Source organism: Micromonospora sp. TSRI0369 (genome assembly GCF_001905625.1).
Taxonomy (GTDB): Bacteria; Actinomycetota; Actinomycetes; order Mycobacteriales; family Micromonosporaceae; genus Micromonospora; species Micromonospora echinospora_A.
In genome coordinates, this window is sequence record NZ_LIVU01000002.1 from 459,669 (window position 1) to 472,960 (window position 13,292).

At 70.6% G+C, this 13,292-nt stretch carries 12 protein-coding genes; 8 read left to right on the forward strand and 4 right to left on the reverse strand.

Annotated elements, in window-relative coordinates:
• The first annotated feature begins 178 nt into the window (after positions 1-178).
• From AMK25_RS07345 to AMK25_RS07365, 5 genes are all read left to right on the forward strand, one after another.
• Positions 179-1,234 carry a dipeptidase gene (locus AMK25_RS07345; protein ID WP_073827374.1) on the forward strand — a complete coding sequence of 352 codons (1,056 nt, stop codon included), beginning with the start codon at positions 179-181 and terminating at the stop codon, positions 1,232-1,234.
• 31 nt (positions 1,235-1,265) lie between these two features.
• Positions 1,266-2,879 (forward strand): ABC transporter substrate-binding protein, encoded by a 1,614-nt coding sequence (locus AMK25_RS07350; protein ID WP_158070665.1) that lies wholly within the window; start codon positions 1,266-1,268, stop codon positions 2,877-2,879.
• A gap of 64 nt (positions 2,880-2,943) precedes the next feature.
• The gene (locus AMK25_RS07355; protein WP_073827376.1) at positions 2,944-3,810 is read left to right on the forward strand and encodes a tetratricopeptide repeat protein; all 867 of its coding nucleotides are present in this window, start codon (positions 2,944-2,946) and stop codon (positions 3,808-3,810) included.
• 1 nt (position 3,811) lies between these two features.
• A complete protein-coding gene (locus AMK25_RS07360; protein WP_018786431.1) occupies positions 3,812-4,012 on the forward strand; it encodes a tautomerase family protein in 201 nt (66 codons plus the stop codon).
• Complete coding sequence (locus AMK25_RS07365; protein WP_083664668.1) at positions 4,009-4,989, forward strand: D-2-hydroxyacid dehydrogenase; 981 nt, start codon at positions 4,009-4,011, stop codon at positions 4,987-4,989. Before AMK25_RS07360 ends, AMK25_RS07365 begins: the two co-directional genes overlap by 4 nt.
• A gap of 62 nt (positions 4,990-5,051) precedes the next feature.
• On the opposite strand, the gene AMK25_RS07370 is transcribed toward AMK25_RS07365, so the two are convergent.
• From AMK25_RS07370 to AMK25_RS07385, 4 genes are read right to left on the reverse strand one after another with little or no spacing between them, the layout of a single operon-like run.
• The gene (locus tag AMK25_RS07370) at positions 5,052-7,238 is read right to left on the reverse strand and encodes a thiamine pyrophosphate-dependent enzyme (protein WP_443189902.1); all 2,187 of its coding nucleotides are present in this window, start codon (positions 7,236-7,238) and stop codon (positions 5,052-5,054) included.
• A gap of 36 nt (positions 7,239-7,274) precedes the next feature.
• A complete protein-coding gene (locus AMK25_RS07375) occupies positions 7,275-8,180 on the reverse strand; it encodes an ABC transporter permease (protein WP_225980496.1) in 906 nt (301 codons plus the stop codon).
• Entirely contained in the window at positions 8,170-9,117 is a 948-nt protein-coding gene (gene nikB / locus AMK25_RS07380) for a nickel ABC transporter permease (RefSeq protein WP_073827378.1), read from the reverse strand. The genes AMK25_RS07375 and nikB overlap by 11 nt, the downstream gene beginning before the upstream one ends.
• A 19-nt stretch (positions 9,118-9,136) precedes the next feature.
• Positions 9,137-9,667 carry an Lrp/AsnC family transcriptional regulator gene (locus AMK25_RS07385; protein WP_030499629.1) on the reverse strand — a complete coding sequence of 177 codons (531 nt, stop codon included), beginning with the start codon at positions 9,665-9,667 and terminating at the stop codon, positions 9,137-9,139.
• A gap of 120 nt (positions 9,668-9,787) precedes the next feature.
• On the opposite strand from AMK25_RS07385, the gene AMK25_RS07390 reads away from it, so the two are divergent.
• Genes AMK25_RS07390 through AMK25_RS07400 form a run of 3 tightly spaced genes read left to right on the forward strand, consistent with a single transcriptional unit; the run spans position 9,788 to position 13,286 of the window.
• Positions 9,788-10,822, forward strand: coding sequence for an ABC transporter ATP-binding protein (locus tag AMK25_RS07390; protein ID WP_198937466.1), 1,035 nt, complete (start codon positions 9,788-9,790; stop codon positions 10,820-10,822).
• Positions 10,822-11,856 carry an ABC transporter ATP-binding protein gene (locus AMK25_RS07395; RefSeq protein ID WP_073827379.1) on the forward strand — a complete coding sequence of 345 codons (1,035 nt, stop codon included), beginning with the start codon at positions 10,822-10,824 and terminating at the stop codon, positions 11,854-11,856. Before AMK25_RS07390 ends, AMK25_RS07395 begins: the two co-directional genes overlap by 1 nt.
• Before the next feature lie 2 nt (positions 11,857-11,858).
• Positions 11,859-13,286, forward strand: coding sequence for an aldehyde dehydrogenase family protein (locus AMK25_RS07400; RefSeq protein ID WP_073827380.1), 1,428 nt, complete (start codon positions 11,859-11,861; stop codon positions 13,284-13,286).
• Positions 13,287-13,292 lie beyond the last annotated feature (6 nt).

Sequence of the window (13,292 nt, forward strand, 5' to 3'; positions counted from 1 at the left end):
GGTCTTCTAGCGCTATGGCGGATTCGCGCCGGACCGGGCACCCTCGATCGGTTTGCTAGAGCTAGAACGACGAAATTCGTCGCTCCAAAGCTATCTACCGACGAGTTGCTGAGATTTTATGGACAACAACTTGCGTGGCTCGTAGAGTCTCGGCATCTTCTGATGATCTGGAGATGACGTGAAGACTGCCGCCACCGCCCATCCCGTTCGCTCCGCCGCCGACCTGCACGCCGCCGCAACAGTGGTGGACGGAAGCACGGTGATCGAGCTGAGCGACGCCCACCTCGATCGGATCCGGCGAGGAGGCGTCACCGCGGTCAACCACACGGTCACCCGGCCGTACGCGGACACCGTCACCGCCCTGCGCGAGGTCAACCGCTGCCGCAGGTGGATCGACGCCCACCCGGACGAGGTGCTGCTCGCCCTGACCGTGGACGACATCCACCGGGCCAAGGCCGAGGGCAAGGAAGCCGTCATCCTCGGCCCGCAGGACACCGAGATGATCGGGGGCGACCTCGACCTGCTCGGCACGTTCCACGACCTGGGCGTCCGCATCCTTCAGCTGACCTACCAGCGGCAGAACCTGCTCGGCGCGGGCTGCGGCGAGGACACCGACTCGGGGCTGACGCACCGGGGCCGTGCCTTCGTCAAGGCGATGAACGAGCTGGGGGTGCTGGTCGACGTCTCGCACAGCGGCGAGCGCACCGGCCTGGACGCCATGGACGCCTCGGACAAGCCGGTCGTCGTCACGCACGCCTTCTGCGACGCGCTGTCGCCGCACATCCGCGCCAAGTCGGACGGATACCTGCGGCGCCTCGCCGAGCAGGGCGGCGTCATGGGCATCACCACCCTGTCGGGGTTCCTGTACCACCCGGAGGACCCGTCCCGTCGTCCGGACCTGACCCGCTTCGTGGAGCACGTCTGCCGTGTGGTGGAGGTGGCCGGCGTCGACCACGTCGCCGTCGCCACCGACTACGACGAGACGTGGACCGAGGAGATGCGGATCGCGCAGCTCAAGAGCATCGCGCAGGCGAACTCGAAGGAGCACCAGAACCTGCTCGGTGACTTCGGATGGGAGGAACGCCGGGCGATCGGCATGGACGACGCCGCGGACTTCCCCAACATCACCGAGGCGCTTCTGGCCGGCGGATTCTCGCCGGAGGACGTGACCAAGATCCTCGGCGGCAACTGGCTTCGGGTCTATGGGGAGGCATGGAAGCCGGCCGCGCGATGAAGCGCTAATCGTGACACTGCCAAGGAGACTGATGCGTACCCGAATTCTGATGAGAGCGCTGGCGGTGGGCGTCGTGGCGACGCTCGCGGCCGGCTGCGGAGGCGGCGAGCCGCCGTCGGGCAAGTCCGGTGGCAACGCCAGCGACGGCCTCACCGGCAACGTCAAGCTTGAGGACGAGACGCAGGCCGCCGGTACGCCGAAGTCCGGCGGCCGCCTGCGGATCATGATCCGGCTGGACGCCAACGAACTCGACCCGCACCGGATGTCGGAGACCTCGGCCTTCGTCATCAACGAGCAGATCTACGAGTCGCTCGTGCAGTCGTACCGGGGCGAGATCAAGCCGGCGATCGCCGAGTCGTGGGAGCTGAGCGCGGACGGCCTGACCGTGACGTTCAAGCTGCGCGACAACGCGTACTTCCACAGCGGCCGCAAGGTGACCGCCGCCGACGTGAAGTACTCGATCGAGCGGATCAAGGACCCGGCCACCCGGGCGCCGCGCGCCCGCAGCTACGAGGGCATCACCTCGGTCGAGGCGTCCGACGAGCGCACCGTCGTGATGAAGCTCGCCAAGCCCAACGCCGCCATCCTGACCCTGCTGTCCACCGCCGCGTCGTCGATCGTCGACCGGACCGTGGTCGAGAAGCAGGGCGACCTCAACGGCAGCGTCGACGGCGGCAGCGGGCCGTTCAAGCTCGCCGCCCGGACCACCGGCCAGGCCATCAAGCTGGACAAGCACGACAAGTACTGGGAGTCCGGGGTTCCGTACCTGGACGGGCTGGACTTCACGTTCAACCCGGACGACAACGCCCGCGCCGCCGCCGTGCGCAGCGGCACCGTCGACTTCCTGTGGCGCCCCGCCCCCGAGTTCATCGACGCGCTCAAGCGCGACGAGAAGCTCAAGTGGTACGGCGGCTCCGGCTCGCTGTCGCTGCACCTGCGGCTGAACACCTCGAAGGCGCCGTACGACAACGTCAAGGTGCGGCAGGCCATCTACCTGGCGCTGGACCGGCAGGAGATCCTGAACGTCGCCAACTCCGGCTTCGGCACCGCGCTCAACGCCGGCTACCTGCCGCCGGACCGGTTCGGCGCGCTGAAGGAGCCGGTGTACGGCAAGCCCGACATCGAGAAGGCCAAGGCGCTGCTGGCCGAGGCGGGTTTCCCGAACGGCTTCGACGCCAAGCTCATGGTGATCGCCACCTCGGCGTTCCAGGTGCGCTCGGCGGAGGTGGAGCAGCAGCAGCTCGCCAAGATCGGCATCAAGGTGACGCTGGAGTCGGTGGAGTCCACCATCGCCGACACCAAGACGAAGTCCGGTGACTTCGACATGTACCAGTCCGGCTTCGGCCTGACCTACGACCCGGACGAGCGGTTCACCGCCAGCTTCCTCAAGGGCGGCGGCCTGAACTACGGCAACTGGTCCGACCCGGAGTACGAGGACCTGATCGTCAAGGCCCGCTCCGAGATGGACAAGGACAAGCGCGCCCAGCTCTACCAGCAGGCCGAGAAGATCCTGGCCGAGCGGGGCCCGGTGGCCATGACCTTCCTGAACGCCGACTTCGACGTGGTGCAGAAGGACGTCATGGGTTACCGGGGTGACCCCACTCCGACCTACCGCTTCTACCGGCACCTCTGGCTGGACCGCTGACGAGTCGCGGAGGGGACGCCGGCGCACGGCGTCCCCTCCGCCGCACCGCGACGAAAGGCAATCCATGACGGCCGTACCCCTGACCCACCGCTACGTCATCGCCGCCCGGCTGAAGGGCTACCTCGGCAAGCACGAGGAGTCCGTGGCGCTGCTCACCGAGGCGCTCGAACTGGAACCGAACAGCCCGCGCCTGCTGCGTTTCCGCGGCCACCGGCGGATCTCCATCAGTGACTACGCCGGCGCGATCGCGGACCTGCGCGCCGCCGCCGACCAGCTCGCCGGCGTCGAGGACGAGTACGAGATGTACCAGCCGGAGGTGGAGAAGGACGTCGTCAGCCTGATCCTCGGCCGGCCCGAGGACGTGCGCCCGCAGCACCTCAGCGACACCGACGCCGCCGCGACCCCGGAGATCCTCGGCCGCTACAACACCACGCTGCACGCCTCCGTCTGGTACCACCTGGGCGTCGCCCAGTACCTCGCCGGTGACCTGGAGGGCTGCCTGCCCAGCTTCGCCGAGTCGGAGAAGGCGTCCCGGCACCAGGAGGGCCTGGTGGCGTCGCAGGACTGGCAGTACATGGCGCTGCGGCGCCTCGGCCGGACCGCCGAGGCCGAGAAGGTGCTCGACCGGTTCCGCACTGTCGACCTGGTCGACGAGCCGCACCTGGTCGGCTACGAGGGCCGGATGAAGCTCTACACCGGCCAGATCGGCCCGGACGAGCTGTGGGCGATGTGCGACGGCAACAGCCTCAAGACCGTCACCCAGGGGTACGGCCTCGGCAACTGGCACTACTACAACGGTGACGTCGAGAAGGCGCGCGAGGTCTTCGACGGGGTGCTGAAGACCCGCGTCACGCACGCCTTCGCGTACCTCGCCGTCAAGGCCGAGTACGAACGCAACCCGGACTTCGCGACCACTAGCAGGGAGAACTGAGATGGCAATCATCCGTGCCGAGATCGGCAAGCGGGACCAGGCCACCAAGGAAGCGATGATCGCCGACCTGACCGACGTGCTGGTCAAGTACGGCTCGCCGCGCGAGAACACCCACGTCCTGCTCTACGAGGTGTCGTACGACAACTGGGCCAAGGGCGGCGTGACGTACAACAACCGGAAGCGTGCGCAGGAGTCCTCGTGACCGGCGCCGCGGCGGGACCGCACATCCTGCTCACGCCCAACCTGTCGGACCTGCTCCCGCAGCTGCGGGAGCGGTTCCCGCAGTGCCGGTTCAGCCCGGTCGGTGACGGTGAGCCGGTACGCGACGAGTGGCTCGACGCCGAGGTGATCCTGCGCAGCGCGATGAACGAGGACACCTTCGACGAGCTGCTGGCCAAGTGCGACCGGCTGCGGTGGGTGCAGATCACCGCGGCCGGGTTCGACTGGGTGGGCGGCGAGCTGATGCAGCGCCGCCTCGCCGAGGGGCTGCTCTACACCCGCTCGCCCAACTCCTACAACGTGCCGATCGCCGAGTACGCCATCGGCGCGGTCCTGATGCGCTTCCGCGCGTTCCCGGAACACCGGGAGGCGCAGGAGCGCCGGGAGTGGGTGCGGATCACCGGCCGGGACCTCATCGGCAGCACGATGCTCGTCTTCGGCACCGGCGGCATCGGCGGCGAGGTGGCCTGGCGGGCCCGCGCCCTCGGAGTCGACGTGATCGGGGTCAACCGCTCCGGCACTCCGGCCGAGGGTTTCGACCGGGTGATCCCGTACGCCGAGCACATGACGGTGCTGCCGGAGGCCGACTCGGTGGTCCTGGCCATGCCGCTGACCACCGAGAACCGCTACTTCTTCGACGCCGAGCACTTCGCGGCGATGAAGGAGTCGGCGGTGCTGGTGAACGTCGGGCGGGGCGCCCTCGTGGTGGAGGACGCCCTGGTCGACGCGATGCGGTCCGGCCGCATCGCCGGCGCGGTGCTGGACGTGTTCGAGGAGGAGCCGCTGCCGGCCGACCACCGGCTGTGGGACCTGCCGAACACCACCGTCACCCCGCACACGTCGTTCCGCGGCACCGGCAACCTGCAGCGGCTCTACGCCGACTTCTGCGTCAACCTGGAGCGTTACCTGGCCGGCGAGCAGTTGGCCGGCCTGAAGCGGCAGCCCGACCTGGGGTACTGAGGCGGCCGAACGAGAGGCGGCCCACCGGATCATCCGGTGGGCCGCCTTCGTCGTGCCGTACGTCAGTCGAGCAGCGCGCGGGCCGCAGTCAGCACGTCGTGCTCACCGAGCAGGACGTGGTCGGCGGCGGGGCCCAGCGGGACGTAGCTGTCGACGCTGTTGACGCGGGAGATCCGCCCCGGGTAACCGGCGTCGACCAGGGCGGCCACCACCGCCTCGGAGACGCCGCCGCCGGCCCGGGTCTCGTCGACCACCAGCACCCGGGGTACGCCGTCGAGGGCGGCGAGCATGCTCGCCGCCGGCAGCGGTGCGAGCCACTGCAGGTCCACGACGCGGGTGCCGGCGCCCCGCTCGGCGGCCAGCGTCTCGGCCACCCGCAGGCTCATCGGCACGCCGTTGCCGAACGTGACGAGCGCCAGGTCACCGCCGTCGCGTACGGTCCGGACCTGTCCGAGCGGGATCTCCGCGTCCGCCCACCCGTCCGGCGGGGCGTACCGGGCCAGCCAGCCGCCGTCGCCGTCGGTGTGCAGGTCACGGGTGTGGTAGAGCGCGATCGGCTCCAGGAACACGCAGACCCGCTTCTCCTGCTCGGCCAGCGCGAGGCACTGCCGCAGCAGCGCCGGCGCGGTGGCCGGGTGGGAGGCGACAGCCAGCGCCAGGCCGGGGATGTCCCGCAGCACCGCCACCGAGTTGTCGTTGTGGAAGTGCCCGCCGAACCCCTTCTGGTACGCCAGCCCGGCGATCCGGACCACCATGCCGTTGCCGTACTGCCCGTCGGAGAAGAACCGCAGCGAGGCGGCCTCGCCGCGCAGCTGGTCCTCGGCGTTGTGCAGGTAGGCGAGGTACTGGATCTCCGGGATCGGCAGCGTGCCGGCCAGCGCGCCGCCGAGCGCCACCCCGAGGATGGTCTGCTCGTCCAGCAGCGTGTCGAACACGCGGTTCGCGCCGAACGCCTTGCGCAGCCCGCGGGTGGCGCCGTAGACGCCGCCCTTGCGCGCCACGTCCTCGCCGAACACCTGCGCCTGCGGCCAGGTGAGCAGCGCGTCGTGCAGGGCGGCGTTGACCGACTGGGCGAGCGTGAGCGGCCCGCGCGACTCGGGGAGCCGGCCGCCGAACACCTTCTCCCGCCCGCCGCCGGCCCGTGCGGCGGCCGCGGCGACCCGGTCGGTCCGGCGTCCGGTGAGCGGCCCGGTCACCGCCGCCGCGTCGGGCAACCGCTCGACCCGCCCGAGCATCGCCTCGGCCTGGTCCATGACCAGCTTGCGGGCCTGCTCGTAGCGGGCCAGGCTCTCGGCCGGGGCGAGGATGCCGCGCCGGGCCAGCACCGCCGCCGTGGCCAGCAGCGGGTCGCGGGCGTAGTCGGCGAGGATCTCCGACCGGGACCGGTACGCCAGCTCCGCGTCGGAACCGGCGTGGCCCATGAACCGGACCGTGCGCAGGTGCAGCACGGCGGGACGGCGTCCGGCGCGTACCCGATCGGCCGCCTCGCCCGCGACGGCGAGCAGCCGCGCGGGATCGGTGCCGTCGGCGGCGGTGTAGTCCAGGCCGGGCAGCGCGGACAGCATCCGGTCCACCCAGCCCTGCGGGGACCGGGTGCTGATGCCGATGCCGTTGTCCTCGCAGACGAACAGCACCGGCATCCCGAGTCCTTGGTGGGCGGCCCACCCGACGGCGTTCAGCGCGCCCGCCGCGGTGGAGTGGTTGGCCGAGGCGTCGCCGAAGCTGCACACCACCACCGCGTCGGCCGGGTAACCGGTGTCGCCGGCGCCCCGGTCCAGCGCGAACGCCATGCCCATCGCGCGGGGCAGGTGCGAGGCGATGGTGGAGGTCTGCGGGATGACGTTCAGCGCCCGGTGCCCGAAGACCTTGTGCCGGCCGCCGGAGATCGGGTCCCGCCGGGACGCGGCGGCGGAGTGCAGCACGTCGGTGACCGGGGTGGAGCCGGGGACCTGGCCGGCCCGGGCGGCGTAGAAGCCACCGGACCGGTAGTGCAGCAGCGCCGGGTCGGTCGGGCGCAGGGCCAGCGCGACAGCGGCGTTGCTCTCGTGGCCGCTGGACCCGATCGTGTAGAAGCCCTCCCGTTTCGACTGCAGCCACCGCAGCGCGAGGTCGAGGTGGCGGCTCTGGATCTGGGCGTCGAAGTAGTCCAGCAGCAGACCGGCGTCGACCTCGACGTCCGGCGACGGGTCGGCGGGCGCCGCGGCGCCCGCCGACCATTCCGACAGTTGACGAACCAGGTGTTCGTCGATGGTTTCCACGTTGCTCCTTGCCGGGGGTGCGAGGGGTCAGCGGCCGGAACGGCCGCGCAGTCGCGGGTCGAGCACGTCGCGAAGGGTGTCGCCCAGCAGGTTGAAGCCCAGCACCGCGATCATGATGCAGACGCCGGGGACGACGGACGGCCAGATCGACATCTCCATGAACGCCTTGCCGCTGGAGAGCATCGACCCCCAGGACGGCTGGGGCGGCTGCACGCCGAGCCCGAGGTAGCCCAGGGACGCCTCGACCAGGATGGCGGTGGCGAGGCTCGTGGTGAACTGCACCGCGATCGGGGCGACCGAGTTGGGCAGGATGTACTTGAAGATCAGCCGGGTGTTGGTGAGCCCGACCGCCTGGCCGGACTCCACGTACGGCTCGCGGCGCACCGACATCGCCGTGCCGCGTACGACGCGGGCGAAGCTCGGGATGAACACGAGGATCAGGGCCAGGATCAGGTTCTCCGTGCCGGGGCCCCGGGCGGCGACGACCGCCAGCGCGAGAAGCAGCGTGGGGAAGGCGAACATGATGTCGGTGGCCGGGGTGATGATCGCGTCGAGGAAGCCCCGGTAGAAGCCGGCGAGCAGTCCGAGCAGGACGCCGATCGCGCCCGCGCAGGTCACCACGATCAGGCTGACGGTCAGCGAGGTGCGTGCGCCGTACAGGGCCCGGCTGAGCAGGTCGCGGCCGGCCTCGTCGGCGCCGAGCAGGAAGTCGCCGCCGGGCGCGGCGAGCCGCTGGTTGGACATGGCGGTCGGGTCGTACGGGGCGATCAGCGGGGCCAGCGCCGCCGCGGCGACCATCAGCACCACGATGACCAGGCCGATGGCGCCCACCCGGTCGCGCCAGATCAGGCGCAGCACCTCCAGGTTGCGGGAGGTCTTGCGAGTGGACGCCGCCTCGGCGGGGCGGCGGTCGGGGGCGGTGTCAGTGACCACTGCGCAACCTCGGATCCAGGTAGGTGTAGATGAGGTCTACGAGGAAGTTGACGACGACGTAGAAGAAGGCCAGGAAGAGCAGGGTGCCCTGGACGACCGGGTAGTCGCGCTGGGAGATGCCGCGGATGACCATCGTCCCCAGGCCCGGCCAGGCGAACACCTGCTCGACGATGACCGTGCCGCCCAGCAGCGCGCCGGCCTGGATGCCCAGCACCGTCACGACCGGGATCAGCGAGTTGCGCAGCGCGTGCCGGCTCATGACCACGCGCTCGGCGAGGCCCTTGGACCGGGCGGTGCGCACGTAGTCCTGGTTGAGCACCTCCAGCATGCTGGAGCGGGTCATCCGCATGCTGATCGCGGCGAGGCTGGAGCCGAGCGTCACGGCGGGGAGGATGAGGTGCTTCAGGGTGCCCCAGAAGCCCTCACCCTCACCCGCGCCCTGGGACGGCAGCCAGCCCAGCGACACCGAGAAGACGTACACCAGCAGGATGCCGAGCCAGAAGTTCGGCAGCGACAGCCCGACCAGCGAGCCGACCCGGGTGGTGGCGTCCAGCAGCCCGTTGCGCTTGGTGGCGCTGAGCACGCCGAGCGGGATGGAGATGAGGATCGAGACCAGCAGCGCCGACACGGCCAGCAGCAGCGTGGACGGAAGGCGCTGCATGATCTCTTCGAGCACCGGCTGGCCGGTGCGCATCGAGGTGCCGAAGTCGCCCTGGACCAGGGCGCCCAGCCACCTCAGGAACTGCTCGTACACGGGCATGTCGAGCCCGAAGTAGCGGCGCATCTCCGCCTCGATCGCGGGGTCGCCGAAGTCCTGACCCATGATCGAGCTGATCACGTCGCCGGGGATCATGCGGATGACCAGGAATGAGATCACCGAGATCCCGAAAAGGACTGGAATAACCGATAAGAGACGGGTCAACGTGATGCGCAGCATTGCGGGTTTCTCCGGTCGGTCAGGTGTCAGCGCCGGGTGTGCCGGGGTCGGCTTCCGCGTCCCAGCCGGCTTCCTCGTCCCCCGTGACGGCGATGTCGCGCGCCCATTCGTGCGCGCGCTTGGCGACCCGTAGCACCATCACCGACCGGCTCTCCATCACCCCGTCGAGGTTGCCCAGCCGCTCCGTCCAGAACCGCCGCATGGCGTTGCTGGAGGCGAAGTAGCCGACGGCGATGATGTCGAACTGGCCGGTCACGTGGTAGACGTACGCGATCTCCGGCATCCCGGCGAGCTTGTCGATGAGCCTTTCTGTGGCACCCGGAGCGCTCTGGATCTCGAACAGCGTGTGCACCGGCCGCCCCATGAAGGCGGCGCTGGGAATCGCGGCGAACTGCAGCTGACCCTCGGTGACAAGCCGTTCCACCCGGCGTCGTACGGATCCCTCGGAGAGGCCGACCTTCGCCGCCAGTGCGACGTTCGTCTGCCGTGGATCCTGAACGAGCTCCCGGATGATGCTGCGATCTTTCTCGATCGAGCTCTTGGATGCCATCTCGCTCCAACTCTTAGTGACGGAATTCGTCGCTGCCGGGAGCCTAGACGACGAACATCGTCTGTGCAACACTCCCGGATGACGAATGGTGGCGTTCGGGAGTCTAACTCAGGGGGATCGATGGCCTTGTTGGAGGTCCGGGGCCTGCGCACCGAATTCCGCGGCGCGCGGGGCTCGGTGACGGCGGTGGACGGGGTGTCGTTCACTGTCGACGCGGGGGAGATGGTCGCCCTCGTCGGCGAGTCCGGCTGCGGGAAGTCGGCGACCGCTCAGTCCATCATGGGGCTGATCGTGCCGCCGGCCGGCCAGGTGACCGGTGGCCAGGTGCTCTTCGAGGGGCGCGACCTGCTGCGACTGTCCGCACGGGACCTGCGCGCGGTGCGCGGCAAGGGCATCTCGATGATCTTCCAGGATCCGATGACCTCGCTGAACCCGGTGCTGACTGTGGGCCGGCAGATGACCGAGGCGCTGGAACTGCACCTCGGCATGAGCCGCCGGGCCGCGCGCAAGCGGGCGGTCGAGCTGCTGGACATGGTGCGCATCCCGGCGGCGGAGACCCGGCTCAGCTCGTACCCGCACCAGCTCTCCGGCGGCATGCGGCAACGCGTCATGATCGCCATGGCGCTCTCCTGCCGGCCGCGGCTGATCCTCGCCGACGAGATCACCACCGCGCTCGACGTCACCATCCAGGCGCAGGTGCTGGACCTGCTGCGGGAACTGGCCCTGGAGACGCGCACCGCGGTCCTGCTCATCACCCACGACCTCGGCGTGGTCGCCGGCATGGCCGAGCGCGTCAACGTCATGTACGCCGGCCAGATCGTCGAGCGCGCCGGGACCGTCGACCTGTTCCACCAGCCGCAGATGCCGTACACCTGGGGTCTGCTCGGCTCGGTGCCCCGCCTCGACCAGGCCCGCGGCGGCAAGCTGCGCCCGATCGCCGGCCGCCCGCCGGAGCTGTCGGAGATCCCGCCCGGCTGCCGCTTCGCGCCGCGTTGCGTCCACGCCCGCGACGCCTGCCAGGACAAGGCGCCCGGCCTGACCACCGTGCCGGGCCGCGACCAGCTCACCCGCTGCTGGGGCATGCGCCCGGCGGACCAGGGCGGCTGGCTGACCACCGAGGACCGCTTCGCCGACCAGAGCGCGGAGGTGCGCTGATGACCCCCACCCCCGACACCGCCCCGGACCCGCTGCTGCGCGTGCGTGACCTGGCCGTCGACTTCAAGGTGCCGGTGCGCGGCTCGCTGCTGCCGGCCCGGCTGCGCGCGGTCTCCGGCGTGGACCTCGACGTCCGGCGCGGCGAGATCATCGGCGTGGTCGGCGAGTCCGGCTGCGGCAAGTCCACCACCGGCCGGGCCATTCTCCAACTGCTCAAGCCCAGCCAGGGCACCGTCACGTTCGACGGCACCGAACTGACCACGCTGGACCGGCGGCGGATGCGGGCCATGCGCCGGCAGATGCAGATGATCTTCCAGGACCCGTTCGCCTCGCTGAACCCCCGGATGACCGTCGGCGAGCTGATCGAGGAGCCGCTGCTCGTGCACTCCGACCTGCCGGCGGCCGGGCGGCGGACCAAGGCGCTGCAGACCATGCAGATGGTCGGGCTCAGCGAGAAGTGGCACGACAGGTACCCGCACGAGTTCTCCGGCGGCCAGCGCCAGCGCGTGGGCATCGCGCGTGCCCTGGTCAGCAACCCGCAGTTCATCGTCGCCGACGAGCCGGTCTCCGCGCTCGACGTCTCGGTGCAGGCGCAGATCGTCAACCTGCTGGAGGAACTCCAGGAGGAACTGGGCCTGACCATGATGTTCATCGCCCACGACCTGGCCGTCGTACGGCACCTCTGCGACCGCATCGCGGTGATGTACCTCGGCTCGGTCGTGGAGGTGGGGGAGTGCGAGGACATGTACGACCGGCCGCGTCACCCGTACACCCAGGCTCTGCTCTCGGCGGTGCCGATCCCCGATCCGCTGGTCGAGACCGAGCGCCGGCGGGTGATCCTCAGCGGTGACGTGCCCAGCCCGCTGAACCCGCCGTCCGGCTGCCGCTTCCGGACCCGCTGCTGGAAGGCGCAGGACATCTGCGCGACCGAGACGCCGAAGCTCACCGGCGCCGGCCACCAGGTCGCCTGCCACTTCCCGGAGAACACCGACCCGCGGGGCGAGCCGGTCGCCGCCGCCGGCGCGGGGCGGTAGACGTGTCGGTTCCGTACCACCGCAACCTGGTCGACGGCGAGTGGGTCGACGGCGAACGCCGGCCGAACCTGAACCCGGCCCGCCCCGGCGAGGTCGTCAGCGAGTACGCGGTGGCCGACCGGGACACCGCCCGTGCGGCGGTCGAGGCGGCCCGCCGGGCCGGTCCCGGATGGGCGAAGCTGCCCGTCGGCGACCGGATGCGGATGCTGGACCGGATCGGCGACACCATCCTGGACCGCGCCGACGAACTCGCCACGCTGCTCGCCCGCGAGGAGGGCAAGCTGCTCGCCGAGGCCCGCGGCGAGGTCGTCCGCGCCGGCCAGACCTTCCGCTACTACGCCCACCAGCTGCTCCAGCCCACCGGTGAGGTCTACGCCTCCACCCGGCGCAACGTGCACGCCGAGGTCCGCCGCCGTCCACTGGGCGCGGTCGGGATCATCACGCCGTGGAACTACCCGCTGGCGATCCCGGCGTGGAAGGTCGCGCCGGCGCTCGCGTACGGCAACACCGTCGTGCTCAAACCCGCCGAGCTGGTTCCCGCCAGCGCCGGGGAACTCGCCCGCATCATCGCCGACGCCGGTGTCCCGCCCGGCGTGTTCAATCTGGTCGTCGGCGCCGGCTCGGTGGTCGGGGAGGAACTGCTCACCAGCGACGGACTCGACGGCATCTCGTTCACCGGCGGCACCCGCACCGGCGCGCACGTCGCCCAGCGCTGCATCGCGCACGGCAACAAGCGGTTCCAGCTGGAGATGGGTGGCAAGAACCCGCTCGTGGTCTGCGACGACGCCGACCTGGACGTGGCGGTGCGCTGCGCCCTGGACGGCAGCTTCTTCAGCACCGGCCAGCGCTGCACCGCCTCCAGCCGGCTGATCGTGACGGCCGGCATCCACGACCGGTTCGTGGCGGCGCTGGCCGAGGCGACGCGGGCGCTGCGCGTCGGCGACCCGCTCGACCCGGACAGCCAGCTCGGCCCGGTGGTCAGCGCCGGCCAGCTCGACCAGAACCTCGACTACGTCCGGATCGGACGCGACGAGGGCGCGGCGATGGCGGCCGGCGGTACGCACGACGGGCAGTTCATGCGGCCCACCCTGCTCGTCGGCGCGCACAACGACATGCGGGTGGCCCGGGAGGAGATCTTCGGCCCGGTGTCCTGCGTGATCCGCGCCGAGAACCTCGACGAGGCGATCGAGCTGGCCAACGACACCGACTACGGGCTGTCCGCCGGGATCGTCACCACCTCCCTGTCCGCCGCCGAACGGTTCAAGCGCGACGCCCGCGCCGGCATCGTCACCGTCAACCTGCCCACCGCCGGTACCGAGCTGCACCTGCCGTTCGGCGGTACCGGGGCCTCCAACCACGGCCCCCGCGAGCAGGGCGGCTACGCCCGCGACTTCTACAGCGTGCCGGTGACCTGCTACACCGGCTGGTAAGGACGG